Annotated in this window: 23 protein-coding genes; 8 read left to right on the top strand and 15 right to left on the bottom strand. The window is 71.0% G+C overall.

Annotated features, from left to right (window positions below; all coding sequences use genetic code 11):
- Window positions 1-20 precede the first annotated feature (20 nt).
- Window positions 21-857: an AraC family ligand binding domain-containing protein gene (locus ACQPWU_RS22975; RefSeq protein ID WP_433443307.1), complete on the bottom strand. Its 837-nt coding sequence runs from the start codon at window positions 855-857 to the stop codon at window positions 21-23.
- 138 nt (window positions 858-995) lie between these two features.
- Between ACQPWU_RS22975 and ACQPWU_RS22980 the strand changes: the two genes are divergently transcribed.
- Window positions 996-1,946, top strand: coding sequence for a DMT family transporter (locus tag ACQPWU_RS22980; RefSeq protein ID WP_433443310.1), 951 nt, complete (start codon window positions 996-998; stop codon window positions 1,944-1,946).
- 42 nt (window positions 1,947-1,988) lie between these two features.
- Here the strand turns inward: ACQPWU_RS22980 and ACQPWU_RS22985 are convergent, their stop codons facing one another.
- Complete coding sequence (locus ACQPWU_RS22985; protein WP_433443313.1) at window positions 1,989-3,536, bottom strand: DUF4038 domain-containing protein; 1,548 nt, start codon at window positions 3,534-3,536, stop codon at window positions 1,989-1,991.
- Window positions 3,536-4,528 (bottom strand): sugar phosphate isomerase/epimerase family protein, encoded by a 993-nt coding sequence (locus ACQPWU_RS22990; RefSeq protein ID WP_433443315.1) that lies wholly within the window; start codon window positions 4,526-4,528, stop codon window positions 3,536-3,538. Before ACQPWU_RS22990 ends, ACQPWU_RS22985 begins: the two co-directional genes overlap by 1 nt.
- 196 nt (window positions 4,529-4,724) lie before the next feature.
- Here ACQPWU_RS22990 and ACQPWU_RS22995 point away from each other — a divergent pair, with 196 nt between their 5' ends.
- The 5 genes from ACQPWU_RS22995 to ACQPWU_RS23015 all read left to right on the top strand — a co-directional run bounded on the left by ACQPWU_RS22995 (window position 4,725) and on the right by ACQPWU_RS23015 (window position 9,884).
- Window positions 4,725-5,615, top strand: a complete 891-nt coding sequence (locus ACQPWU_RS22995; RefSeq protein WP_433443317.1) for a transketolase — start codon at window positions 4,725-4,727, stop codon at window positions 5,613-5,615.
- The gene (locus ACQPWU_RS23000) at window positions 5,612-6,565 is read left to right on the top strand and encodes a transketolase family protein (protein ID WP_433443320.1); all 954 of its coding nucleotides are present in this window, start codon (window positions 5,612-5,614) and stop codon (window positions 6,563-6,565) included. The genes ACQPWU_RS22995 and ACQPWU_RS23000 overlap by 4 nt, the downstream gene beginning before the upstream one ends.
- Complete coding sequence (locus ACQPWU_RS23005; RefSeq protein WP_433443322.1) at window positions 6,558-8,030, top strand: FGGY family carbohydrate kinase; 1,473 nt, start codon at window positions 6,558-6,560, stop codon at window positions 8,028-8,030. Before ACQPWU_RS23000 ends, ACQPWU_RS23005 begins: the two co-directional genes overlap by 8 nt.
- Window positions 8,031-8,304: 274 nt before the next feature.
- Window positions 8,305-9,288 (top strand): sugar-binding transcriptional regulator, encoded by a 984-nt coding sequence (locus ACQPWU_RS23010; RefSeq protein ID WP_433445272.1) that lies wholly within the window; start codon window positions 8,305-8,307, stop codon window positions 9,286-9,288.
- Between the two features lie 128 nt (window positions 9,289-9,416).
- On the top strand, window positions 9,417-9,884 hold the full coding sequence (locus tag ACQPWU_RS23015; protein WP_433443325.1) for a hypothetical protein: 468 nt from the start codon (window positions 9,417-9,419) through the stop codon (window positions 9,882-9,884).
- Between the two features lie 111 nt (window positions 9,885-9,995).
- Here the strand turns inward: ACQPWU_RS23015 and ACQPWU_RS23020 are convergent, their stop codons facing one another.
- Together ACQPWU_RS23020 and ACQPWU_RS23025 are read right to left on the bottom strand one after the other, a co-directional pair.
- Window positions 9,996-12,386, bottom strand: a complete 2,391-nt coding sequence (locus tag ACQPWU_RS23020) for an ExeM/NucH family extracellular endonuclease (RefSeq protein WP_433443327.1) — start codon at window positions 12,384-12,386, stop codon at window positions 9,996-9,998.
- A gap of 189 nt (window positions 12,387-12,575) precedes the next feature.
- Window positions 12,576-13,001, bottom strand: a complete 426-nt coding sequence (locus ACQPWU_RS23025; protein WP_433443329.1) for a nuclear transport factor 2 family protein — start codon at window positions 12,999-13,001, stop codon at window positions 12,576-12,578.
- A 330-nt stretch (window positions 13,002-13,331) separates the two neighbouring features.
- Here ACQPWU_RS23025 and ACQPWU_RS23030 point away from each other — a divergent pair, with 330 nt between their 5' ends.
- Complete coding sequence (locus tag ACQPWU_RS23030) at window positions 13,332-13,895, top strand: hemerythrin domain-containing protein (RefSeq protein WP_433443331.1); 564 nt, start codon at window positions 13,332-13,334, stop codon at window positions 13,893-13,895.
- A gap of 3 nt (window positions 13,896-13,898) precedes the next feature.
- On the opposite strand, the gene ACQPWU_RS23035 is transcribed toward ACQPWU_RS23030, so the two are convergent.
- From ACQPWU_RS23035 to ACQPWU_RS23055, 5 genes are all read right to left on the bottom strand, one after another.
- Entirely contained in the window at window positions 13,899-14,258 is a 360-nt protein-coding gene (locus ACQPWU_RS23035; protein WP_433443333.1) for a hypothetical protein, read from the bottom strand.
- Window positions 14,245-14,622 carry a hypothetical protein gene (locus tag ACQPWU_RS23040; protein WP_433443335.1) on the bottom strand — a complete coding sequence of 126 codons (378 nt, stop codon included), beginning with the start codon at window positions 14,620-14,622 and terminating at the stop codon, window positions 14,245-14,247. Before ACQPWU_RS23040 ends, ACQPWU_RS23035 begins: the two co-directional genes overlap by 14 nt.
- Window positions 14,619-15,848 (bottom strand): NRAMP family divalent metal transporter, encoded by a 1,230-nt coding sequence (locus ACQPWU_RS23045; protein WP_433443338.1) that lies wholly within the window; start codon window positions 15,846-15,848, stop codon window positions 14,619-14,621. The genes ACQPWU_RS23040 and ACQPWU_RS23045 overlap by 4 nt, the downstream gene beginning before the upstream one ends.
- Entirely contained in the window at window positions 15,845-16,276 is a 432-nt protein-coding gene (locus ACQPWU_RS23050; RefSeq protein ID WP_433443341.1) for a hypothetical protein, read from the bottom strand. Before ACQPWU_RS23050 ends, ACQPWU_RS23045 begins: the two co-directional genes overlap by 4 nt.
- Window positions 16,277-16,644: 368 nt before the next feature.
- Window positions 16,645-17,256 (bottom strand): TetR/AcrR family transcriptional regulator, encoded by a 612-nt coding sequence (locus ACQPWU_RS23055; RefSeq protein WP_433443344.1) that lies wholly within the window; start codon window positions 17,254-17,256, stop codon window positions 16,645-16,647.
- A gap of 74 nt (window positions 17,257-17,330) precedes the next feature.
- On the opposite strand from ACQPWU_RS23055, the gene ACQPWU_RS23060 reads away from it, so the two are divergent.
- A complete protein-coding gene (locus tag ACQPWU_RS23060; protein ID WP_433443346.1) occupies window positions 17,331-18,824 on the top strand; it encodes an FAD-dependent monooxygenase in 1,494 nt (497 codons plus the stop codon).
- 16 nt (window positions 18,825-18,840) lie between these two features.
- On the opposite strand, the gene ACQPWU_RS23065 is transcribed toward ACQPWU_RS23060, so the two are convergent.
- From ACQPWU_RS23065 to ACQPWU_RS23085, 5 genes are all read right to left on the bottom strand, one after another.
- Entirely contained in the window at window positions 18,841-21,153 is a 2,313-nt protein-coding gene (locus ACQPWU_RS23065; RefSeq protein ID WP_433443348.1) for a penicillin acylase family protein, read from the bottom strand.
- A gap of 8 nt (window positions 21,154-21,161) precedes the next feature.
- On the bottom strand, window positions 21,162-23,375 hold the full coding sequence (locus ACQPWU_RS23070) for an FtsX-like permease family protein (RefSeq protein ID WP_433443351.1): 2,214 nt from the start codon (window positions 23,373-23,375) through the stop codon (window positions 21,162-21,164).
- Entirely contained in the window at window positions 23,372-24,064 is a 693-nt protein-coding gene (locus ACQPWU_RS23075) for an ABC transporter ATP-binding protein (protein WP_433443354.1), read from the bottom strand. The genes ACQPWU_RS23070 and ACQPWU_RS23075 overlap by 4 nt, the downstream gene beginning before the upstream one ends.
- Window positions 24,061-24,588, bottom strand: a complete 528-nt coding sequence (locus ACQPWU_RS23080) for a PadR family transcriptional regulator (RefSeq protein ID WP_433443357.1) — start codon at window positions 24,586-24,588, stop codon at window positions 24,061-24,063. Before ACQPWU_RS23080 ends, ACQPWU_RS23075 begins: the two co-directional genes overlap by 4 nt.
- A 69-nt stretch (window positions 24,589-24,657) precedes the next feature.
- The gene (locus ACQPWU_RS23085) at window positions 24,658-25,644 is read right to left on the bottom strand and encodes an alpha/beta fold hydrolase (RefSeq protein ID WP_433443360.1); all 987 of its coding nucleotides are present in this window, start codon (window positions 25,642-25,644) and stop codon (window positions 24,658-24,660) included.
- Between the last annotated feature and the right edge of the window lie 53 nt (window positions 25,645-25,697).

The following is a 25,697-nucleotide window of genomic DNA, read 5'->3' on the forward strand; positions in this document are numbered from 1 at the left end:
GCTCACCCGAGCAGGCCTTTCTACGTTCTCGCCAGCCGGTACTGGGCGGGCGTGACGCCGTACGAGCGGGTGAACCAGCGGGTGAGGTGGGCCTGGTCGGTGAACCCGGCCTCGCTCGCGACCCGCGCCGCCGGATGCCCCTGGGCGAGCAGGCGGCGAGCGGCACGCAGCCGCAGCTGGCGCTGGTAGTCGCTGGGCGCCAACCCGTAGGCCGTACGGAATGCCCGGTAGACGGCGTACCGGCTGGAACCGGTCCAGACGGCGAGGTCGTCGGCGCTGATCGGGTCGGCGTAGCGGTCGTGGATCAGTTCGCGGGCCTTAGCGGCGAGGTGCGTGACGGCGGATGGGCGGAGGGCGGGCGGTCCGGGAGGCGTACGCGCGGCGAGGCGCACGAGGGCGGCGACGGCGGAGGACACCAGCTCGTCCCGCTCGAGCGGGCCGGCGCCGCGCAGCAGTGCGGTGTGCAGCCTGCGCAGCCGCGCCGCGAGGACGGGCGAGCTGAGGACCGGGGTGGCGAACAGGGGCAGCCCGACCGGGCGCTCGGCCACGTCCGCGAGCACATCGGCGATCAGCTCCTGACCGATGTGGACGATCCGATACTCGAAACCCAGCTCATGGGCCGCGTGTCCGTCGTGCACCTCGTCAGGGTTGAACGCCATCACCATCCCGGCCGCGCTCGTGTGCCCGGCGCCACGGCAGGTGAAGGTCTGCGCGCCGTGCTCGGTGACGCCGAAGGAGTACGTCTCGTGGCTGTGCCGGTGGTAGCGGTGGCGTAGGAAGCGCGCGTACATGGCCTCCAGTGGCATCTCGGCCGAGCGCCAGTAGCTGGCCCACTCCCGGCCGGACCTGCCTGTCATGTCATCACCCGGCAGCGTCTTCCTGCGGCGCACGAGCGTACAAGACCGTGGCAACGCCTCGAGCGCAGGATGATCGCTGCCGCCGCGTCCGCCTGCTCAGCCTCCGGGCGCGGAACGTCGTGTCGCGGAGGTGACCCCATGGCAAGCACTGTAACGAGTGGCACGGTCAGGACCCGGCCGTACCTCCTGCTGGTGACGACGATGCTGCTGTGGGGGAGTGGCTTCAGCAGTTCCAAGGTGATCGTCGATCACCTGCCCCACTCCGTGGTCGCGACGTTGCGCTTCGGCGGCGGTGCGCTCGCGCTGCTGATCGCCCTGCGGCTCTCCCGGCAGGGCGGCGGCCGTCAGCGGACGTCGCCGCGTGACTGGGCGCGGGCGACAGGGGCGGGTGTGCTCGGCGTCTTCGTCTACAACCTGTTCTTCTTCTGGGGGCTGTCGCTTGCCCCGGCGATCGACGGAAGCACCATCGTCCCGGTCATGAGTCCCGTACTGACCACGTCGTTCCTGCTGGTCACGCGCCAGGAGAAGGCATCGGCGGCGCGTGTGGCGGGGCTGGCGACCGGAGCGGCCGGTGCCGTGATCTTCTTCGTGGGCTCGGGCGGGGACGCGGGAGCGGGCCAGGCCCGGCTCGCCGGGGATCTGCTCTTCCTGCTCAGCGCCTGCTGCTGGGCGGCGTTCACGCTGTCCGGCCGCCGCGTTCTGGCCGGCATCGAGCCGCTCAAGGCGACGACGTACGCGACGTTGAGCGGCGCGATGCTGCTGGGCCTATACGGCGCGCCGTCGGCCGCCGAGGTCGCCTGGCATGACGTGCCCGCCTACGTCTGGCTGAACGTCGCCTTCGTGGCGCTCGGCCCGACCGCGGTGGCGAACCTGCTCTACTATCGGGGCATTCGTGATGTGGGCCCGGCGTCGGCGTCCATCATGATGTTCGTCGTCCCCGTCGTCGGGACCGCCTGCTCCGCTCTGTTCCTGGGCGAATCGTTCGGCACCGTGCAGGCGGTGGGAGCGGCCGTACTCCTCGTCGGAGCCGTCCTCGCCGTCACCCAGGGCGGGCTCCCAGGTCGGTGGCACGCTCCTGAACGCGCGTGAACGCAGGGCCGTCGAGCCTGCGACTCGACGGCCCTGCAACGTTCAGTCGTTGGAGAAGACGACCACGCGGGGTGCCTGGTGCCCGTCGGCGATCGGCCGGCCGGGCTCGCGCCGTCCCTGCGCCAGGATGTCTCCGGTACGCGGGTCGACGACGCGATAACGCGCCGGCAATCCTTCCTCGCGCATCGGGCGGAGCGCGCCGCCGTTCTCCTGGTAGACCACGTGCAGGCGGCCGGGCACGCGCAGGGCGCGCGGACTGATGAAGGTCTCCCAGTCCGGCTCCATGTCCGTCGTGGGCAGCCCGTCGAGGATCTTGCCGAGGAGCCCGACATAGGTGGATCCCTCGAAAGAGAGGGAGTCGTGCCAGCCGCCGGAGGGGGCCAGGAAGTACGGTGCGTGACCGGGTTCGCCGTCGTGCAGCTTCCACTGCCAGATGTTGGCGGCCCCGTAGACCACGCCCATGGTGCCCCCAGCGCACAGGTTGCTCCACGCCTCGTGGCCCTGCCACCAGCCGGCGGCGTTGGTGCTGGAGCGGGTCTGCTCGTAGGTGGGCTCGCCGTTGGCGACGGCTTTGACGGGGGTGTCGCGCCACATGCCGGCGACGCGTTCGGGCACGTGCTCGCCGCCGTGGCCGGTCTGGCACCACTGGAAGTCCAGCCAGCCGGCGTCCTGCCAGGCCCGGTTGTCGCTGTGCGGGCGGTAGTGGATGCCGGTGGGCTGGGCGTAGCAGTCCCAGGCGTGGACCTCTTCGCCGCCCGCCGGGATCTGCGGCTCGCGGCCGGATCCGTCGGCGCCCACCAGGTAGATCGCCGGGCGGGCGCCGTAGCGGGCCACGAGGTAGCGGCAGTAGCGGGCGTACTCGGCGGGCGGTACGACGGTGCCGGCCACGTCTAGGCCCTTCCAGCCGAACCCCTGGAAGACCGGCTGCAGGACGGGCACGATCTCGTGCTCCGCCAGGACGTCCAGGAGCCGGTCCAGGTACTGGAAGTAGGCGGGGTTGAGGTCGTTGATGTGGCCGGTGGGCAGGTCCTCGAAGGCGACGTCGAAGCCCTGGTCGGCGGAGCGGTCGCGCGGGCCGACGGCGCGCATGTCGGGCTGGACGGACATGAGCAGGACCGCGTTGAAGCCCTTGGCGTGCCGGTCGGCCGCGTAGAGGCGTACCTGCTCCTCCGTGGCACGCCACGGCAGGGCCCAGGCGGTGTCGGCGACGAGGATCGCGGGGGTGCCGTCGGCGTGGACGAGGCTGCGCCCGCCCGGTGACATGGTCCAGAAGCCGTGGCGCTGGAACTGGTGCGCTCCCGGCTCGACGGTGTCGACCTCGACGATCCCGGTCGCCCCGCGAAGGCCGGAGTCGTCGAGGGACGCCTCGGCGCTCCAGTGCCAGCGGCCGTGGGGGAGGGGCGAGCTGAAGCGGAGGCGCCAGGTGCGGCCGCCGTCGTAGAACGCGGGCCGGCGCAGCGTGAGCCCGCTGTCGTGGACGAACTCGGCCCAGACGTCCACGGCGGTGTAGGCGTCGGGGACGTCGGCCGAGGAGGTGAGGGTGATCTCCGCCTCGCGCCAGGCTCCGGCGACGCGCGTGACATCCGCCATCAGCCGTCCACCTGGGCGGTGAGCAGGGCCTTGCGGGCGATGCGCTGTGCGGCCAGGGCGTCCTGGCGGGCCTGCGCCTCGGCGAGGGCGTCCACGTCGAGGATCTGCAGCGCCCGCCAGATCGTCCGCATCACCTCGATCCCGGCCTTGGCCGCCTCCACCGCGTCCTCGCGGAAGGGGAACTGGTCGAGCTGCCAGACGCCCTGCCAGTTCGCCTGGCGCAGGGTGTGGAAGAACTCGAAGGTCTCCACCAGGTGGATGCTGCCGACGACCATGTCGTCGTCCCAGCCGCGGAAGTTGTCGTTGACGTCGATGGCGAACAGGCGGTCGTGGTCGAGGATGAGCTGGGCGGCGTCGGCCGGGGACTCCAGGCCGTACAGGGAGTGGCCGAAGTCCAGCAGGATGCCGACGTTGGGCACGTCCATCTTCTCGATGGCCAGCAGGGTACGGGCGGCCGAGGAGAAGGTCATGCGGTTACGCGGCTCGCGCGGCTTGTACTCGATGGCGAAGCGCAGGTCGGGGTGGCGCTGGGCCACCTCGCGCACGGCGTCGACGGACATCTGCCACAGCGCCTTGTAGTCGGCCTGGAAGGGGTAGTCCCAGCCGTCCTGACCCGGCCAGAGCTTGACGTAGTCGCAGCCGAGGCGGCGGGCCAGGTCGGCGGACTCGCTCACCAGCTCGATGGCCGCGCGCCTGATCTCGGGGTCGGGGTTGGTGAAGCCGCCGCGGCTGAACTTCCTGGTGTAGATCTCGGGCGTCAGCGCGATGGCGCGCAGCCCGTTGGCCTTCAGCCGCTCCTCCAGCAGGTCCACGTCGAGGTCGGCGGGGTTGAACGGGTAGTTGATGTCGACCACGGACAGGCTGCCGACCTGGCCGGCCCGGTCGATCGCCTCCAGGGTGGAGACGGGCGGGCCGTACCCGTCGGTGGCGTAGCGGTCGCGGAACTGGCCGAAGTGCCACAGACCTGCGCCGAAGAGAGGTTCTGCCGTCATGCGATCTTCCCTTGAATTTCTATTCATATATGGCTGTCTATTCAGGCGGAATGTAACGTCGGCGACATGTGCACGTCAAGAAGCCGCAGTGTACGGACCCTGGCGCCTCATTGACACGAGTCGAACGCGAGCCTTAGCTTCAAAATATGCTTAGTCATTATGGAATAGATATTCAGCGCTCTTGTGGATGGGAGCGATGATGTCCATGCTCCCCGCCGATCCGGCGCAGTCGGCCGCCTACCGCAAGGTGTCCGGACGCATCCGTGATGCCGGCGGGCCCACCGCCGCGTCAGAGCTGGATCGCCTGGCCACCGAGGTGCGCCGGAGCATCATCCGGACGATCGGCCGGGCCCGCATGGGGCATATCGGTGGCGACCTGTCGGTGACCGACATCCTGGTCGCCTGTTTCTACGGCGTGCTGTCCATCGATCCCGAACGCCCGCACTGGGCAGGGCGCGACCGGTTCGTGCTGAGCAAGGGGCACTGCGCGGCCGCCCTGTACGCCACATTGGCCCACTGCGGGTTCTTCCCGGCGGCGGAGCTGGACACGTTCATGGCACCGCTGTCGGCGCTGAACGGTCACCCCAACCGCATCAAGGTTCCCGGCGTCGAGACCAACACCGGCGCCCTCGGGCACGGCCTGCCCGTGGCCACCGGATGCGCGCTGGCGGCGCAGCTCGACGACGCGAGCTGGCGTACGTTCGTGGTCCTTGGGGACGGCGAGCTGCAGGAAGGCAGCAACTGGGAGGCCGCCATGGCCGCCGCCCACTACGGCCTGTCGTCGCTGACCGCGATCGTCGATCGCAACCGGCTGCAGCAGGGCGCCAGGACTGAGGAGACCAACGCCCTGGGCGCCCTGGACGACAAGTGGCGCAGTTTCGGCTGGGAGGTCCGCGAGGTCGACGGGCACGATCACCTCGCGCTGCTGCAGGCGATGAGCGGTTCGTCCACCGGCCGGCCGGTCGCCGTCATCGCCGACACGATCAAGGGGAAGGGCGTGTCGTTCATGGAGGACCGGGCGGAGTGGCACCACAAGGTGCCCAGCCCCGAGCAGGTCGAAGCGGCGCTCGCGGAGCTGGCGCGATGACCCTCACCGAGCAGCAGGCCGCGTTCGACTGCCGCCGGGACTTCGCCGAGGAGCTCCTGGCCCTGGCCGAGCGGGACGAGCGGATCGTGGCCGTGTGCAACGACTCCGTCGGCTCCAGCAACCTCGTCGGCTTCCGCGAGCGCCACCCCGACCGGTTGATCAACGTCGGCATCGCCGAGCAGGACCTCGTCGGGGTGGCCGCGGGCCTGGCGAACGCGGGCAAGATCCCGTTCGTGTGCGCGGCGGCGCCGTTCCTGACCGGCCGTGCCCTTGAGCAGATCAAGGCCGATGTCGCCTACAGCGAGGCGCACGTCGTGCTCTGCGGCCAGAGCCCCGGCATGGCCTACGGCGAGCTGGGGCCCACCCACCACTCGATCGAGGACCTGTCCTGGATGCGCGCGGTCGCGAACGTCGACGTGATCGTCCCGGCCGATCCCGTGCAGACCCGCGCCGCCGTGCGCTGGGCGGCGGCCTCCGGCAGACCTTCCTATATGCGGATCCCGCGCTTCAAGGTGCCCGTGGTCACGCCGGACGACGCGCCTTTCGAGCCGCGCCGGGCGGTGCTGCTCCAGGACGGCGACGACGTCACGGTGATCGCGATCGGCTCCTTGACCTCCCGCGCCCTGCAGGCGGCGGCCCGCCTGCGCGAGGAGGGTATCTCCGTACGTGTGCTGAACATGCCCTTCCTCGACCCGCTGGACGAGGACGCCGTCGTCGCGGCCGCCCGCGAGACCGGCGGGATCGTCACCGCCGAGGAGGCCACGATCAGCGGCGGGCTCGGCGCGGCCGTCGCCGCCGCCGTCGTCACCCGTCACCCCGTCCCGATGCGGATCCTCGGTGTGCCCCGCGTGTTCGCCCCCACCGGGGACACGGCCTTCCTGCTCGACCACTTCGGACTGTCCGCCGACGGCATCGCCGCCGCAGTGAAGGACCTGACGAGCCGTGGCTAGCCCGCTCATCCTGGCCGTCGACCAGGGCACCAGCTCGACCAAGGCGCTGCTCGTCGACGCCGGGGGGCAGGTCGTCTCGCGCGCCGTCGCCCCGGTCACCGAGAGCCAGCCCCGCCCCGGCTGGGTGGAGCAGTCCGCCGAGGAACTGTGGCAGAGCGTGCGCCGCGCGGTCGCCGACTGCGTGGATCCCGGGCAGGCCGCCCGGGTCGCCGGCGTGGGCTTCAGTACCCAGCGCGAGTCGCTGGTGTTGTGGGGGCGCCGCACCGGCGAGCCCGCCGGGCCGCTGATCAGCTGGCAGGACCAGCGCACCGCCGCCCAGTGCCACGAACTGGCCGCCACCGGGGCGGCCGAGCTGGTCCGCTCGGTGAGCGGGATGCCGCTGGACCCCATGTTCTCCGCGCTCAAGGCCCGCTGGCTGCTCGACACCTACGACCCGGACCGGCGCCGCAGCCGCGCGGGGGAGCTGTGCCTGGGCACCATCGACTCCTGGCTCCTCAGCCGCTTCGGCGGCGAGCACGTCACCGAGGTCGGCAACGCCTCCCGCACCCAGCTGCTCGACGTCGGCACCGGTGACTGGGACCCGCGGCTGCTCGACCTCTTCGGCGTGCCACGTGAGGTCCTGCCGCGGGTGATCGCCTCCTCCGGCGGCTTCCCCGGGGTCCGGGACCTGGCGCCGCTGCCCGACGGCGTACCGGTGCTGGCCGTCATGGGCGACTCGCACGCCGCCATGTTCGCGCATGCGGGATGGCGGCCCGGCGTCGTGAAGGCCACGTACGGCACCGGCTCGTCGGTGATGGCCATCGGCCACGCCCGCGACGCGCCCGGACTCTGCCGCAGCATCGCCTGGGACCTCGGAGACGGACCGGCCCCGGCGGTCGAGGGCAACATCCGCGCGACCGGCCGTACCATCAGCTGGCTGGCCGAGCTGTTCGGCGTCCGCGCAGACCAGCTGCTGGCCGAGGCGGAGGACATCGACCCGGGCGGCGTGCACTTCGTCCCGGCCTTCGGCGGCCTCGGCGCCCCGTGGTGGGAGCCGGACGCCACCCCTGTCGTCACCGGCCTTTCGCTCGGCACCCGGCGCGGCCAGCTCGTCGCCGCCGCCCTGGAGGCCGTCGCCTTCCAGGTCGAGGACGTCGTGGCGGCGATCGACCAGGCCTCCGGCCACGTACGCGTCCTCATGGCCGACGGCGGGCTGACCCGAAGCGCCCGCCTGATGCGGCTGCAGGCCGACCTCAGCGGCCGCACCGTCGCCCGCTCCGGCGAGCACGACCTGTCAGGCCTGGGCGCCGCCGACGCCGCCGGCCTCGCCGCCAAGCTCTGGACGCTTCAGCAGCTGGAGACGCGGCACCGGCCCACCGAGACGTTCCTGCCCGTCATGGACGACGCCGAGCGCGCGGGCAGGAAGGCCTCCTGGCACGCGGCCGTCCGCAGATCGCGGCCCTTCGATGGAAGGAGCATCACATGACCACAACGGCGCCGAGCCCCATCGGCGCATCCCGCCCGCTGGATCGTCGCCGCCGGTGTCGTCATCCTGGTCGTCCTCATGGCGGTCAGCACCGAGTACAGGACGGCCGAGACCGCGACCGCCCCGAAGCGGTTCGCCCCGGCGGCGTTCGGCGTGTTCGCTAGAAAGTAACCTCCCCGGAGAACCGAGCCCTGGCAGGCGCACAATAGGCTGAATTTATCGTCCCTGTGTGAATAGAAAGTCGGCGGCGACGCCGAGAGGAAGGCGGTGCGCGGTGGCCCCGAACCCGGAAGGGAGGCGCGACACGACCAAGGATCACCTTCGGCTCCTGGCCAGGGTGGCTCGCATGTACCACGAGCAGGAGATGCGCCAGCCCGAGATCGCCGCCGCGCTCAACATCTCCCAGCCCCGGGTGTCCCGCCTGCTCAAGGAGGCGGTGACGCGGGGGATGGTGCGTACGGTGGTCACGCTGCCGGAGGGAGTGCACACCGAACTGGAGGAGGAGCTGCAGCGGCGCTACGGCCTGCGTGACGCCGTGGTCGTGGACGTCGAGGACTTCCAGGACGACGTCATTCCACCGCTCGCCGCGGCCGCGGCCGGCTACCTCAGCGTCACCTTCACCGGTGGTGACGTGATCGGCATCTCCTCCTGGAGTGAGACGCTGCTGGCCACCGTCGAACGCATGCCGCAGAAGAACTCGCAGGTCGCCGACCGCGTCATCCAGCTCGTCGGCGGCGTGGGCAGCCCCGAGGCCCAGGTGCACGCCACCCGGCTGGTGGCCCGCCTGGCCAACCTCACCTACGCCCGGCCCGTCTTCGTGCCCCTTCCCGGCGTGGTCGCGACCACGGCGATCCGCGACGCGCTGCTGCAGGACCCCGGCGTGATCGACGTCCAGGCCCAGTGGAACGATCTGACCGTCGTGCTGGTCGGCATCGGCAGCCTGGAACCGTCGCCACTGCTGCTCAGCAGCGGCAACGCCGTCAGCCAGGCCGACCAGGATGAGCTGCGAGCCCTCGGCGCCGTCGGGGACGTGTGCCTGCACTTCTTCGACGCCGCGGGCAAACCCGTCGACTCGGGCTTCGACCAGCGCGTCATCGGCATCGACGCCCCCACCTTCCGCTCCGTCGGACGCCGGGTCGGTGTGGCGGGCGGCATGCGCAAGCTCTCCGCCATCAAGGCCGCCATCGAAGGTGGCTGGATCAACATCCTCATCACGGACCTGCGGGTGGCTCGCCTCCTCTGCCTCGAGTCCTCCTGACCTGTCGGGGTCAGGCGGCTCCCTCGCGTACCGGGCCGGATTCGTGGCGACTCGTACGGGTCGGCCGGCTCCTCGGTGCAGTGAAAGACTGGGCGAACCTCGAAGTCGAGCCACGGAGAGTCGTACTGTTGCGTCCACTCGTCACCGCGTGCGTTTCGGTGCTGCTGCTGTCCCTCACCGCCTGTGGGGGCGGGCCCGAGCCTCGGACGGCGCAGTCCTCTCCCGCCACATCGCCGCCGCCGGCATCCGGGACGCCGGTGCCCAAGGCACCCGAGACCCGGATCCCCGAGACGAAGGCGCCGACGCCTCGGCCCGCCCTCGCCCGGCCCGGCACCGTGTGCGGTGAGATCCAGCCGCCCGGCGGCGGGCCCATGGCCGCGGTCGCGGTCGCCGCGGGTCGCGCCGACTGCGGCGCCGCCCTGCGGACCTTCCGCACCTACTACCGGTCAGAAACCCCCAAACAGGGCAGCGCCGGAGTCGCGACCGTCGGCGGATGGCGGTGCGCCAGCAACTCGGCCGCCCAGGCGAACACCAGCGGCCGGCTCTCCACGTGCCAGAAGGCCACCGCCAAGATCGTGGCCGACGTCATCCCGTGACGTGCGTCGAGGACGAGCCTCATCGAGGGGGCCACCTCCTTGGTGCGGGCGCGGGGAGCGTCGCTCCTGGTCCGCGGCGGAGGAACTCCCCGCCGCGGACCAGGAGGGCTTTCAGAGCTTCAGACCCACCAGCAGCGGGTCGTGGTCGGAGGAGCGGAAGGGGTCGGGCGCGTACAGGTAGGGCGGGTTGAACTCGGTGTTGTAGTCCATGAACCGGCCCTCATCGGCGTTGACGTGCCAGATGGTGGCGCCGGTCACGAGCTTGCGCGCGCCCTTGTCGGCCAGTACGTGGTCGAGCTCACCGGACAGGCCGTCGAAGACGTAGCTGTAGCGGTCGTCCTTCTTGACGTACTTCTTGCTCAGGCTGGTCAGCCCGCCTTCCTCGAAGGCGTGGATCGGGTCCTCCTCGCCGTAGGCGTTGATGTCGCCGAGGACGAGCGCGTTCTTCAACTGGAGGCTGTCGATCAAGGCCAGCACGGCGTTGGCCTGCTTGACGCGCTTGGCGTTGTAGCAGCTCTGCCCGTCGCCCTGGTCGGCGTCGTCACCGGAGGCCGTCCCGTCGGCGTCGGTGCAGCCCTTGGACTTGAAGTGGTTCACCAGCACCGTGAAGGTCTCGCCGGTTTTTCCGGCCTTGCCGAAGGTCTGCACCAGCGGCGGCCGGTTGAAGATCGGGTCGGACGACGACCGTGCCGGACCGATCGGGGTGACCTTGCCCGGTTGATAGATCAGCGCGGTCTGGATGAGGTCGGTGCCCGGGTTGGGGTGCGTGATCGCCTTGTACGTGCCGGCGCCGGCTTTGGCGTTGAGCGCGTTGACCAGAGTGTTGAGCGCCACGTCGTTGTTGCGCTCGACCTCCATCAGCCCGGCCACGGCGGGGTCGAGCGTCGTGATGTTGGCGACCAGCTTGGCGAGCTGGCGGTCCCGCTCCGCGGCGGTGGTGGCGCCGCGGGACTTGAGCGTGGTGAACCAGTTGAGTGTGTTGAGGCTGGCCACCCGGACGTCGCCGCCGACCTTCGCCGGCTGGGCGGGGCGGGGGTTGTCGGCCTTGAAGACCACCGGCTTGGTCGGCTGGACGCGGTAGGCGTCGAAGCCGTAGGTGAGGACGCCGGTCAGGTCCTTGACCTCGTCGCCGATCCGGACGGTGTTCGAGCCCTCGGTGTGGTAGGGCAGGGTGTCCGGGTTCTGCGTGTTCGAGCCGTCGTCGAGCAGGATGGCGCGCCGCGCGTCCTTCTCGGTGTCCACGTTCTTGCGGTCGGTCGGCTGCCACAGCCGGGCGCCGCCGGCGAGGGTGATCTCGCCGTACCGGCCCAGGTTGTAGATCTCGGAGGCGGCGAGGTCGCCGCCGAAGGTGACGAGCATGCCCTCGTAGCGCTCGAGGGTGATGCCCTTCTTGAGCGGCAGCTTCACCTTGGCCGGCTTGATCGTGCCGGTGCCGCAGACGGTCACCGCGGTGGCCGGCGAGATCTCGGTGAGGCCGTTGTACTCGATCGCCTTGCCGGAGACGAGCACCCGGTCACCGGTCTTGACCGGAGAGGAGGAGAACACGAACAGGCCCTCGGAGGTCGCCGGGTCGGCGTCGGGGGTGGCTGCCTGAATGTAGAAGCCGCCGAACTGACCGGAGCCCTGGAAGGAGCCGGTGACCACGCCCTCGACCCGGACGTTCTGGCCGGCGACCGGGCCGGTCTCGCCGCTGCCCTGCACCTGGGAGATCTGGTGGGTGGGCGCGGTGTCGCAGCTCTCGGTGGGCGTGACGGTCGGGGTGGGGGTAGGCGTCACGGTCGGTGTCGCGGTCGGTGTGGGCGTCGGGCTCCCCGTCGGGGACGGGGAGGGGTCACCGCCGCCGCAGGGAGCCGGGGTGGTGGCGCTGTTGCGCGGCGCGGGGGCCGCGGCCTCGAAGTCGGCGCCGTTGTCGCCCGTGTCGGTGCAGCCGCCGCTCTTGCGGAACCCGCTGGTGGTGTTGGTGAGCGCGGGGGCGGGGGAGCCCTCGAAGAAGTTCGCGCTGCCGTACCCGACCAGGTCGGCGAGCAGCCCGAGCTGAGCGTCCGAGCAGGGGATGGAGGAGCCGTTGCAGGCCAGGCCGTCCGCCGAGCGGACCAGCGCCACCTTGCCCGCGGTGCCGCTCATGTTGATGGAGCCGACACTGTCAGGCTGCGGCAACGCGCCGCTGGGGGTGCTCCCGGCGGCGAGCTGCACGAGGTGGAACTGGCCGGGGGCGAGAGTGCCGGAGATGTCGGCCTTGTTGGAGGCGAAGTTCCCGGTGCCGCTGGCGCTGGTGTACTGCAGGGACCAGCCGTCCAGCGATACGGGAGCGCCGCTGCGGTTGAACAGCTCGACGTAGTCGTTGGTAAGGGAGGCGCCGGAATTGCCGCCTCCACCATAGACCTGACTGATGACCACGGTTCCGGGGGTCGCGGCCGCGGAGGGAGAGGACAGGACTGCGATCGAGCCGGCGACGACGCCGGCCGCAACGAGGATCGCTAGAGCCCGGGACTTAACACGCATGCCGGGGAGCGTAAACCGACAAACGGCAAATAATCCTGTATCGGACGTGGACGCGTCATGAAATCTCGAACATTGACACTTCATGTCCATTCACGGGCGATGAATCTGTCGTCATCAGACGATGAGGATGGAGCTAAGGCACGCCCCTGGCTTCTCCACAGGGCGAGCCGGCCGGCCGCCGCTCATCGATCAGCCGCGTTTCGCGGCCGGCCAGCCATACCCCCAGCCGCCCTGGACCATGGTCTGGAAGGCCCAGCCGTCTTCGGTGCGAACCAGCAGGTCGGCGTAGTGCATGCTCTCCTGCCGGCCCTCGATTGTCATCGTCGCCTCGGTCTCCACGACCACGAGATTGCGGCTGAGGAAGTGCGGCGTTCTCTTCGACTCGAGTCCCAGGCCTGCCGTGCCACCGCTCATGGCGTCCCCCATCGCCTCGATGTACTCCGCCCGCGTCCACTGCCGTACGGCCGCATAGCCTTCGGGCACGTCGGTGGCCAGGTTCATCGGGAAGACCGCCAGGCCGGCCAGCTTCTCGATCGCGCCCTCCTCGGCCAGCGCGTCGTACTCGGCGAACCACGCCTCGATGCTCTTCAGTTCTTCGTTGCTCGGCTGATACATATGTGCCCTCCTTGAGCCGTACGCTGTACCGTACATCATACGGGGACGTTGGGCAAGGCTGTCTGATCCTGCTGTTCGAAGGGCTTTCAGCCGCTCGCGGGTGCCCGGAGGGTGCGCAGTTCGCCGAGCTCGGTAGGTCACGTAGATCGTCGGGCGCACTCGGACGAAAGGATCGGCGATCTTGAGCGCGGTACGCGTGGAGCACCACGCCGCATGTTTCGGCGGCTCTCACCGGGAACTTGACACGGCGGGCCCCGCCGGCGCTGCCTACACGACCACCTGCGCCGCGCCGGCGGGCCATGACCGCAAGGGCGATACGAAGGAGTTCGGGTGGACACGCAGCAGGATGTGATCGCGGTCCTGGTCACCGATCATCGTGAGGTCGAGCAGATGTTCTCCAAGCTCGAGCACATGAAAGGCGACATCAGCGAGGAGGCCAAGACGCTGGCCGAGCAAGTGGTCATCGAACTGGTGCGGCACTCGGTCGCCGAGGAGGAGTACCTGTATCCGGCCGTACGCGAGCACGTGCCCGGCGGAGACAAGACCGCCGATCACGAGATCGCCGAACACGCCGAGGCCGAGGAGACCATGAAACGGCTGGAAGGGCTGGAACCACGCGACGCCGACTTCTGGCCGACCACGGATCTCCTGATCAAGCAGATCCGCCACCACCTCCAGGAGGAGGAGAACGACCTGTTCCCGCGGCTGCGCGAGGCCTGCCCGCCGGAGCAGCTGGTCGAGCTGGGGAACAAGGTGCAGCGGGCCAAGAAGCTGGCTCCCACCCGGCCGCATCCGTCGGCGCCGGACACTCCGCCGGCCAACAAACTGCTGGCGCCGGGGGCCGGCCTGGTGGATCGCATCCGTGACGCCCTCACCGGCCGAGGACGTTCCTGACGATCACGCGGGAGTGTCCGAGTACAGGTCGGTGACGTGTGCCAGGTCGTGCTTGGGGACCCGGAGCAGGACGTCGGCCCCGTCGATCCTGTCGACCTGCTCCCAGCGAACGTAGTGCGTGTGGCGGTGCAGCACCCCCAGCACCGCCCTGACCAGCCAGGGGCCCTTGATGGCCGGGCCGCGCTCATAGCCGAACAGGCGTCCGGTGTGGCGGGTCACGACGATCAGGCCGGCGACGCGGAAGGCGTGGTGGACCTGTTGGAGCAGCGGCCCGTCCTGCACCAGCCGTATGTCGGCGACCTGCCCGACGATCTCGCCTGAGCTGTCGCGGACCGGGCGGTCGAGGAGGTCACTCAGTCTCATGGCGGGCTCCAGGAATGGGTTCGATGAGGTGGGTGCGGATCCAGCGTTCGAGCGCGGGGCGTTCCAGGTCGCCGCCGACGTGCACGGCGCTGGCGATGCGGCTGACGTGCGCCATGGGGATGCGGGGCGGGGCCTGCGCGCCGAGCAGGCGGGCGGCGCCCTCCATGAGCCTGCCGAGCACCCCTCCCACGCGCGGGCCGAGCGCGAGCGGGCCCATCAGGATCGCGGTGACGTACGGTCGGCCCTGGTCGTCGAAGGCCAGCTCCAGGTCGTCGACCTTGCACACCAGGCGGCCGTCGCGGTCGTGCACGACCTGGCGGTCGAGCAGGTGCAGCTGCGCGTGCAGGACGCGGGCCCTGGTCATTGGCCCGCCTTCGTGGCCAGCATGAGCGGGATGGCGGCGATCGACACCGCAACGAGAAGAACCATGAAAATCGTGCCCAGGGTGTTGGAGAAGGCCCCGTTGACCTTGTCTCCCATGTAGTCCGGATCGTTGGAGATCATCAGGACCGGCAGGTACGTCAGCGGCAGCGCCGCCGCCGAGAACACCAGCGAGTACTCGGTCACCATGATCGGGTCGATGGTGGTCAGGATCAGCGCGGTCGCCACGATCATCACCACGAGGATCGTGGCGTGGAATCGGGCCGCCTCGCGCGGACGGACGAACTTGCCCCACTGCCAGCCGAAGTACTGACTCAGGCAGTATCCCGACGACAGCGCCACCTCCAGCGTCGCGCCGAACGTGGCCGCGAACACGCCCAGGATCACCAGCGCCAGCGCCACCTGGCCGGCCCCGAGGGCGACGGGCAGCACCATCTGGTCGAGGGAGTCGACCTGAACGTGGGCCGGCAGGAACACCGTGGCCGCGCACGCGGCGATGGCCAGCGACAGCAGCCCGCCCAGCGGGAACCCGATCAGCACGTTCGCCCGCGCGACCGACAGGTCACGGCGGGACCAGTGCTCCTCCACCCCGCCGGAGGAGAAGAAGAACACCTCGTACGGGGTCATCGCCCCGCCCAGCAGCGCGATCGCGTAGTAGAAGTAGGTGGGCAGCCCTTCGTCCCGCGGCGGGGCGGGATGGCTCGCCTGGTGCCACAGCTGTCCCCAGTCGGGTCCGAGCTGCCACAGGGCGACGACGAAGATCACCAGCGCCAGCCCGGCCAGCCCGAAGACACGCTCCAGCGTCTCGAACCGCACCCGCCACATCACCAGCCAGGCCGCGAACGCCACCGCCGGCACCCACAGCAGGTAGTTGACGCCGGTGGCCAGCTCCAGGGCCAACGCCGCACCGCCGACCTCGGCCGCCACGGTCATGCCCAGGATGAAGAAGGACGCGCCCAGGTTCAACAGCCCCGCCTTCGGGCCGAGCCGCTCGCGTACCAGGTCGAACACCGCGCGTCCGGAGACGGCCGCGATCCGGCCGGACATCTCGGCGAAGACGCAGATGCCCAGCACGCCCAGTAGCACCACCCACGCCAGCGACATGCCGAAGCGCGAACCCACCAGGGCGTTGGCGACCAGGTCGCCGATGTCCACGAATCCACCGATTGCGGTAAGGATGCCCAGAGTGATGCCCAGGAACTTCTTCATTCGTGCTCATCCTGGAAGCGCCGCAGGCTCTCGCCGAGCTCTGCCAACTCCCGTACCGCCCTGGGCGGATCTTCCACGCGATCGCGCCTGACCTCCACCAGTAGCCCCGAGACGACCTTTTCGGCCCGCTCGGTGACCTGCAGTAACTGCTCGCCCAGCTGCTCGGCCCGCTCGGATGGCGGCTGCACGCCCCCGAACTGGTCGTTGACGCTCTGCACCTGCTCGGCCGCGCTGGTCAGCAGCACCTTCAGGTACGGCCGGGTCAGCCGCCCGTCCCCGCCGACGGCCAGCCGCACCACCTGGACCGTCGAGCCGACCGCCTCCGCCGACGAGGCGGCCTTCAGCTCATAGTCACGGTCGTCCCACGCCGGGCTCGAACACCCTGCTACCAGCACACCGGCCAGCACGACCGGCCACGCTTTCCTCATACGCGCCGCCGCAGCACCACATATGCCAGCACCCCGAGTAAGGCCAGGTACTGCCCCCACGCCATCAGCAGGACAAGCCCCTCGTCCATCATGACGGGCCACTGCCCTGTCCAAGAGCGTTTAGGCCTCGGCCGCTGAGCGGACCACCGGGCCTTCTGACGACGCCTCGGCTCCCCGGTGAGGGCGGCGCGGCCGGGATCGGCCAGCTAGGCCGACTCCCACCCACAGCGTCCTCGCCATCCTGCGACTGCCGCACACCCGGACGAACGCGTCGGGAAACGAGGTCCGGGCATCAGCCGCCGAAGCCGGACGAGAACGCGCTCAAAGCCGAGCTCGAAGTGCCGCGGCGACCTGTGACCACAGGCGTTTCATGGGGCGCAGGCGCGGACGATGAGGTCGGCGGCGTCGGCGGCGATGGCGTGGCGCCGTCCGGGCCGCAGGGGCAACATCCCGTACGCCGTCTCGACCCGGCCCTCGGTGATCACCAGGTGCGAGAACTGGCGCGCGGCCTTGACCGGGTCCGGGACCCGCAGCCGGCCGTCGCCGTCGCATTCTCGCAGGTAGCCGACCACTCCGTGGTCCGCTGACGCCGAGCTCTCCCGCCACGTGCGCTGCAGCTCCGGATGGTGCGCCACCTCCGCGATGGTCAGCCGGTGCAGCGCGGACACGCGGGGTGAGAGCGCGATGTCGAGAATCTGCTCGCCGAGCGCCGCGAGGCCCTCCCGCGGATCCTCGCTGAGGACGACCGCACGATCGGCCGGGGTGGCGCTCACCGCCGCCCTGGCCTCGTGGATCGCGGCGAGGAACAGCTGCTCCTTGTCCCCGAAGTGGCTGTACACCGTCTGCTTGCCCACCCCCGCCACCGCGGCGATCGCGTCCACGCTCGTCCGGGCGTACCCCTCGTCCGTGAACACCTTGATCGCGGCGTCGAGGATGGCCCGGCGCTTGACCGGGGAGCGTCGCGGGCCTTGGTCGGCCATGGTCTGTACCCACTTTCTCCGAATGAGCATTAGTCTACGAGACGAGACGGTCTAGTCTAGTTTGAGGGAGCGAGATGAACGCCGACGTCATCGTGATCGGGGCCGGGCCCGTGGGGCTGCTGCTCGCCGCCGAGTTACGGCTCGCAGGAGCCAGTCCGCTGGTGCTGGAACGGCTCGCCGAGCCGAACACCGAGCCCAAGGCGCGCGGGATCGGACCGCTGGCCACCGAGGCGCTGTACCGCCGCGGGCTGGGGGAGACCCTGGCCCCCTACCGGCAGCGGGGACTTGCCGACAAGACGCGCGACCACGGCAGCGAGAAGGGCCACTTCGCCCAGATATTCAAGATCGACCCAGCCCTGCAGGACGAGCCGGAACGGGGCGGCACGCTCATCTGGCAACCGGACCTGGAACGGATCCTCGCCGAACACCTCACCTCATTGACCCGCGAATCATCCGCCGTCCTCTTGCGGGAGCACGAGGTGATCGCGCTGACCCAGGACGACTCCCGCGTCACCGTCACCGTCAGCACTCCGGCCGGGGAGCGGCATCTCTCCGCGCCGTACCTGGTGGGCTGCGACGGGGGACGTTCGACCGTGCGCAAGCTGGCCGGGTTCGACTTCCCCGGTACCGAGCCCACGAGCGTCATGCGGCGGGTCCTGACCGACGCCCCCGGCCTCGACAAGCTTCCCGAACCAGGATGGACCCCCACAGGACGGCTGATGCGGGCGCCCGGCATGGTGGCGACGGTCGAGTTCGACGGGTTTGAGGATCGCGGGCAGCCGCTGACCGCCGAGGAGATGCGCGAGAGCCTGTTCCGGGTGACGGGCGTGGACGTCGAGATCCCGGAGGTGCGCGGGCCGCTGCGGTTCACCGACGGCGCGCGCCAGGCGTCCACGTACCGGATGGGCAGGGTCCTGCTGGCGGGCGACGCCGCCCACGTCCACTCGCCGAACGGCGGCCAGGGACTCAACCTCGGCCTCATGGACGCCGTCAACCTGGGCTGGAAGCTCGCCGCCACCGTCACAGGGCGCTCGCCCGAGGGCCTGCTCGACACGTACACCGCTGAACGCCACCCCGCCGGCGCCGCCGTCCTGCACAACACGCGCGCCCAGTCCCTGCTGTCGCTGCCGGGGGCGCACGCGGCGGCCATGCGCGACATCGTGTCCGACCTGCTCGACTTCCCGGACGTCAACCGCTACTTCGGCCGGATGCTGAGCGGGCTCGGCACCCGGTACGAGCTCCCGTACCCCGCCACCCACCCGCTGGCCGGTCGCGCCTGCCCGGACCTGCGGCTGGTGACGAGCTCGGGCGAGACCCGCACGCTCTCGGAGCTGTGCGGGCCTGGGCGGCCGCTGCTCGTCCACGCGCCGTCGCAGCCCGAGGCCGCGGAGGCGGCGGGACCGTGGCGCGGGGCGCTGGACGTGGTCGAGGCGACCGTACGGGATCGCGACGACCTGGCGTCCGTGCTCATCCGGCCGGACGGGACGGCCGCGTGGGCGTCCAGCCCGGGCCCCGCCGACACGGTCACCCTGACGGCGGCCCTCCGCACGTGGCTGCTGCCCAGCTGAGAAGGCCGCCGTGCACTCACCCGCGCACCTTGGCCGTCGTCAGACGCGGGTCAGCGGCGATCTCCGCTTCGGTGAACCGCTCGGTGACCCACTGTCCGCGCGAGAACAGGACCGTCTGGTCGGTGTGGTGGGGCGAGTCGGGGTTGGCGGAGAGCGAATAGGTCAGGATGGTGCGCGTACGAGGACCGCCCGGGGTGAGCTCGACGGCCATCATGAAGCTGGAACCGGTGTCCACCTCCGGGTAGCGCCCGTCCGCGCCGAGCGGGCCGCGCATGCGAACCCTGTCGAAGCAGCCCTCCCCTTCGGTGCAGCCGGGAATCGGGATCGAGGAGTAGCGCTGCGCCTGGCCCGGGGTGAGAGTCAGGGGGATGCGGTTGGTCTGGAAGTAGAGCACGGCATCAGCCAGGGCCAGCCGCACCACCGGGTCGTCGTCCTTGAGCCCTCGAGGAGTGGTCAGCGGATGCGCGGGATCGAACGGCATCCGCCACGGGCTGAACACGGGCTCTCCCGGCCTGGTCGGACGCTGGAGCCGGGTGAAGAACTCGCGCCACAGGATGGCCCCCTGGCCGTCCAGGGTGGCGCGCCCGTCCCATTTCGCCAGCGTCCCGCAGGCCTCGCGCACGTTCACCTGCTTGCCGTCGGACGTGGTCAGCTCGGTGCTGGTACGGCACAACTTCAGCAGGTCCGGGCGCATGAGCTCGAAGGTGTAGTTGCGCTTGCCCCGCGTGGTGGCCTGCAGCGTCGCCAGGGTGAAGCCGGGATCGCCGAGCCCGTCGGCTCCGGACAGCCGCTGGGCGATCATGTCCAGGCTGACACGGGGGCGCGGCTCCAGCTCGGTACGCGCCTCGCCCCACACGCGCGGGTAGCCGGTCAGCGGCGCCGACGGGTTCGACATCCAGAAGGTGTTGTTGGAGTTGGCGACGTAGTCGGCGCGGGTCAGCTTCGGCTGGCTGCCGGGCCCGAAGATGCCGGGCACGACGGCGTCGCGGTCCTTGCCCCACAGGCACGCGGAGGTCGAGCCGTCCAGGACGTACTCCTCCAGGCCCGGAATGGGGGAGGGCTTGCCGCAGCGGTCCGCCTGGGCGTCGGTGACATGGGGGACCATCGAGGTGTCGGCGAAGTAGGCGGTGCCACTGACGTCGGTGGCGAGCGTATGGACGAACGGCATGCCCTGATACGTGCTCTGGGCCGCACGCAGCTGGGTGAGGTTCCGCGCCCTGGCGATCGCCAGCCACTCGTCGGCCGAGCGCAGGTTGGCGGCGTTGGAGTCGGCCAGCGCGTAGGCGACCTTGTCGGTGTGCCCGGCCGCCAGCACCGGGCCGTAGCGCGAGGTGTAGAGCGTGTGGTCCATGACGGTGCCGTCCTGCAGGGTGACCTGCACCTCCTGGCGGCCCATCGGCTCGGCCCGGCCGTCCACCCGGTAGCTGGTGGGGTCCACGAGATCGAGCTGGTAGAGGTTGAAGCGCTGGGCGTGGGAGACCGTGTGGGTCCAGGCCACGGTCGCGTTGTGGCCGATCTGGACGACCGGGGTGCCGTACAGGCTGGCGCCGGAGACGTCGAGCACGCCGGGGATGGTCAGCTGCACCTGGTAGAAGCGGCGGATCCCGTTCCAGGGGAAGTGCGGGTCGGCCAGCACCATGCCGTGGCCGCCGCGGGTCGCCCGGCGGCCGAGCGCCCAGGCGTTGCTGCCCGCGGCGGGCCTGCGCTCCGGCCCCTCGGCCTCGGCCTCTCCGACGACGTACTCCTTCATCCCGGCGATGCCGACCATACGGTCGAGGTCGAGGACGTTGTTCCAGATGTCGGTGGCGGTGATGGGGCCGACCCAGGCCTTGCCCCGGCAGGTGGGATCCGGCAGGTTCGCCACCCCGGTCTGCTCCAGGTAGCGGTTGTACCCGGCGACGTAGCCGTCGACGAGCCGGCGCAGCTCGTTGCTCGGGCCCAGCGGCGTTCGCCGGGCCAGCAGCCGCGGCACGACGCCGGAGTCGGCGACGCTCTTGTAGTAGACGTCGCTGACCAGGTTGGCGACCGGGCGGACCGGGTCGTCGGACTCCGCCTGGGGGCCGAAGTACCTGGACCGCTCGCCCCGCAGCGTCACCACCCATGAGGCCAGCACGCAGAGGTTGTCCTGCGCGAAGGCGTAGCCGTACCCGAATCCGAGCCCGCCGTAGTCCTTGGCGGACACGTGCGGGAGGCCGTACTCGGTGCGCCGGATCTCGGCGGAGTAGCGGCCGTCGTCCGCCTGGGCGGGCGCGTCGGTCCGCACCGCCACCACGACGGCGGCGACCAGGGCCAGCGCGATCAGCACGGCCGGTTTCAGCTTGAGCTTCATCGCAACTCCTATTCGAAGCGCGCGTTGCCGGGCGCGGTCATACGCCTGAGCAGCGGCAGGGCCGTGAGGATCACCAGGAGGGAGGCGGCCAGGCCGCCGCCGACGGACGCGAAGTAGACCGGCCCGGGCATCGCCAGGGAGGCCCCCTTCATCGCGAGCTGGTCGATGAGCGGTTCGGCCACGCCGAAGCCGGCGCCGGCGGCGAGCACGGCGGCCAGGACGAGCGGCAGCGCCGATTCCAGCAGCACGACCGTGGCCAGCGTGCGCGTGGGCGTGCCGGCCAGCCGCAGCAGGGTGAACGGCTGCCTGCGCTCGACCAGGCCGCCGCCGACCGCCACCACGAGGCTGCAGCCGCCGGCGATCAGGGTGAGCGCGACCATGGCCAGCGCGACGCTCTCTGCCCGGGCGTACAGGTCGGCTCTGACCTGGGCGACCTCGGCGAAGGTCATCGGTGCTTCGGCGGTGTAGCCGGCCAGCAGGGTGCGCAGCCGCTCCAGCGTCGCCGCGTCGCCCGTGCGGATCATGACGGCTCTCAGGTCGAGCCCGGTGGCGGAGGCGGACTGGCTGGTGGGTCCCGCCAGCGGGATGAGCTTGTCGATGGTGAGGGGATTGTCGGCACCGACAACACGGTCGAAACGGCCCATCACGGCCTGCGCGCCCGCGGGGCAGTGGCCGAGCACGGGGAAGCGGGCCAGGCTCGAGCACTCGACGACGGAGGTCGCGGGTGGCGCGCCGTCGGGCGGCGGGCGGAGGTTCTCCAGGTCCGCCCTGGCGTAGATCGGCAGCACGTCCACGCCGGGGTGGGCGCGCAGCCGGGCGAGCAGGTCCGCCCCCGCCCGCGGTGGCAGCCCCTCTATGCCCGGCCGGTAGAGCGTGGCGCCCAGCACGTTGTTGAGCGTGCCGCCGGCCACGGCCTGCTGGCCCGTGACCACCGCCGGTACGAGCGCCGCGATCGTCGTCCCGATGAACACCGCCAGCACCAGCCCGCTCACCGACCTGAACGCGGCCTTCGGATCGGCGGCCAGGCGCTGCGCGGCCAGCAGCGTCGCCGCGCCGCGGGTCAGCCGGGCGGTCAGGCGCGCGGCCAGCATCGTCAGCCACGGCCCGGCCAGCACGAGCCCGATCATGGTGAGCGCGATCCCCGCGTCGGCCAGCAGGGTGTCGGGTTTGCCGTTCTGGAACGCCGGGCCCGCGAACAACCCCAGCCCGACGAGGAGCGGGATCACCCGCCATGCCCTCGGCGGCGGCGGGGCGGCCTTCCTGGCCACGCCGAGCGGTGAGATCCGTACCCGGCGCAGCGACCACAGGGCGGTGCCCGCCGCGATGAGGGGCACGCCGGCGAGCACGGCCGCGTACTGCCCGGGGCTCGGGATGGTCAGCTCGGGGAAGAAGCGCGAACCGGTGATCCGGATCCCGGCCACGGCCGGCCGTGCCAGCTGGAAGAGCGCGACGCCGGCCAGCGCGCCGAGCAGCGCGCCCAGCGCGGCGTCCACCGCGGCGAGGACGTTGATCTGCCGGGAGGTGGCGCCGACCAGCCTGATCGCCGCGAAGCGCGCCTCGCGGCGGGCGGCCGCCAGCCGGGTGGCGGTGCCCACCAGCACCAGCAGCGGGACGATCAGCCCGATGGCGGCGATGCCGAACCCGAACTGGTAGATGTCCGCGCTCTCGTCGGCCGCCGGCTCGGTGGCGACCGTGTCGACCTGCCGGGTGCCGATCATGGCCGCGACCTCCTGCGGCGTCCCTCCCGCCACGATGACCAGCTCGTCGGGCCCGGACAGCGCGGCCTGGCCGATCAGGCCCGCCCGCGTCCCCGGGAAGCGGTCGGCGAGCTGCTCGCGCGGCGCCGAGTCCAGCAGCCTGGCCAGCGCGGGGGAGGCGTAGTACTGGCCGGGGCCGGGCATGCGGGACAGGCCGGGGATGACCGGCGCCCGGTCGCCGAGCGCGGCGGCGTCGAGCCTTGTGATCGTCCGGCCCGCGTAGTAGTCCTCGCGGAAGTTCCACAGGGCGCCGTCGTTGGTGGCGTCCAGGGCCCAGCCGCTGGGCGCGGTGCCTCGCGTGCACTCCCAGCAGGGGCGGTCGTCGGTGGCCTGGAAGGCGTTGAACAGCGACAACGTGGCCAGCAGCACCGCGACGCCGACCGCCACCCCGGCCACGATCAGCACCAGCCGGGCCGCCGTCTCCCTGCCGCTGCTCAGCGATAACCGCAGTCCCAGCAGGATCATCGGACGATCCCGCCGGCGTACGGGTCGGTCACCTTGCCGTCACGCACGACGACCTCCCGGTCGGCGCAGGCGGCGACCCGGGCGTCGTGCGTCACGACGATCACGGTGGCGCCTTCCTCGCGGGCCAGGCCCACCAGCAGATCCATCACGTGCTCGCCGGTGAGCGAGTCGAGCGCGCCGGTCGGTTCGTCGGCGAAGACGACCCGCGGCCGCGCCACCAGCGCTCTGGCGATGGCCACCCGCTGCGCCTGCCCGCCGGACAGCTCTCCGGTACGCCGGCCGCCGAGGCCGGCCAGCTCCAGCCGCTCCAGCCAGGAGGCGGCCCGCGCGTAGGCCTCCTTGCGCTTGGTACGGCCGAGCAGCAGCGGCAGCGCCACGTTGTCGGCCACCGTCAGCTCGGGCACGAGCTGACCGAACTGGAAGACGAAGCCGAAAGCGGTGCGCCGAAGCTCGCTACGGCGACCGTCGTCGAGCGTGTCCAGCCGGCGCCCGTCGAACCACACTTCGCCGCTGTCCGGCGTGAAGATCCCGGCCAGGCAGTGCAGCAACGTCGACTTGCCGGACCCGCTGGGCCCCATGATGGCCAGGACCTCGCCCGCGGTCACCGACAGGCTGGCCTCCAGCAGCGCGGGCGTGTTGCCGTAGGAGCGGCTGATCCCCTCGGCGCGTAGGAGAGCGTTGACGATCACGATTTGCGCACCGTCTCCGCCAGCGCCCCCAGCCGGGCCTGGGTGACGTCGATCCACCGCAGGTCGGCCTCCAGCCGGAACAGGGCATGGTCGGCGAGGAGCATGTCGATCAGCGCGCCTTCGCGCCTGATCTCGGTCAGTTCCCGCATGCGCCGCAGATGCGTCGCGCGCTGGGCGTCCAGATAGCCGGCGGCGTCGCGGTCCAGCATGAGGGCGAGCAGGACCTTGGTGAACAGCACCGTCTGCAGGTACGGCTCGGCCGCGACCGGCTCGGCCAGCCACGCCTCGACCTCGCCCCTGCCGATCGGGGTGATGGCATAGCGCTTGCGGTCCGGTCCGTCGCCCGGCTCGCTCTGCCCGGCGGTGACCTTGCCGTCCCTGGACAGGCGGGCGAGCGTCGAATACACCTGGCCGAAGGGCAGCGGCTTGCCCCCGCCGAAGTAGGTGTCGTAGTCGCGTTTCAGGTCGTAGCCGTGGCTCGGCTGCCGCTCAAGGAGGCCGAGCAGCGCAAGTGGGACGCTCATGCGAGCAGACTATACTCCGAGTGTATATCTGCCGCGTATAAGAGGGCTTCCCGCCGGGCGGCGGGCCGTTCAAGCGGGCAGTGAGGCGAGCCAGCCGGTCAGGATCTTGTTGACCTCCTCGCGGCGCTCTTGCTGGATCCAGTGGCCGCAGCCGTCGAGGATGTGGGAGGAGGTCAGGCCGGGCAGAGTGGTGGGGTATGCCTGGATGGCGTCGGTCATCCAGGTGGTGGAGGCATCCAGCGCGCCGCCGATGAACAGCGACGGCTGAGTGATGGGGGCGCCGTCGAAGTCCGCCAGGTCCTCCCAGTCCCTGTCCATGTTCCGGTAGCGGTTGAGCGCCCCGCTCATGCCGGTCCGCTCGAACTCCGCGGCGTAGACATCCAGGTCGTCCTCGCTGAGCCAGGCGGGTAGCCGACCGGCGGGGAAGCGGTCGCGCAGGGTCCCGCCCCGGGACACGAAGTGCGGGTCCAGGGAGCCGGCAGGCGGCATGGTGTCGGCGGACAGGGCCGCGTACAAGCCGGCGAGCCAGCCGCGGACGTCCGGCTCGATCTCGGCTTCCGCCCGCTCGGGTTCCTGGAAATAGCTGACGTAGAACTCCTCCTCTCCGCCCATGCTCGCGAAGACCTCGCTGGGTCGCGGGCCGCCGCGCGGGGCGTACGGCACGCTCAGCAGCCCGACCGCGCGGAAGACGTCGGGCCTGACGAGGGCGGAGTTCGCGGCGATGGACGCGCCCCAGTCGTGGCCCACGATCACCGCCCTCTGCTCGCCCAGGGCGTGTACCACGGCGACGTTGTCCTCGATCAGGTCGAGCATCCGGTACGCGGCCACGTCCTCGGGCCTGGAGGACCGGCCGTAGCCGCGGACGTCGACGGCGACCGCCCGGTAACCGGCGGCGGCCAGCGCCGGAAGCTGGTGGCGCCACGAGTACCAGAACTCGGGGAACCCGTGCACCAGCAGCACCAGCGGCCCGGAGCCCTGCTCCACCAGGTGGATACGGCCGGCGGGCGACGGGACCAGGTGATGCGTGATCCCCGTGACCGAGACAGGCTGTGACATCGATTCCCCCAAGCATCCTCACGCGTCGAGTCGCACCATCGACCCGCTTCCGG

It is taken from the genome of Nonomuraea sp. CA-141351 (assembly GCF_050944675.1).
Classification (GTDB): domain Bacteria; phylum Actinomycetota; class Actinomycetes; order Streptosporangiales; family Streptosporangiaceae; genus Nonomuraea.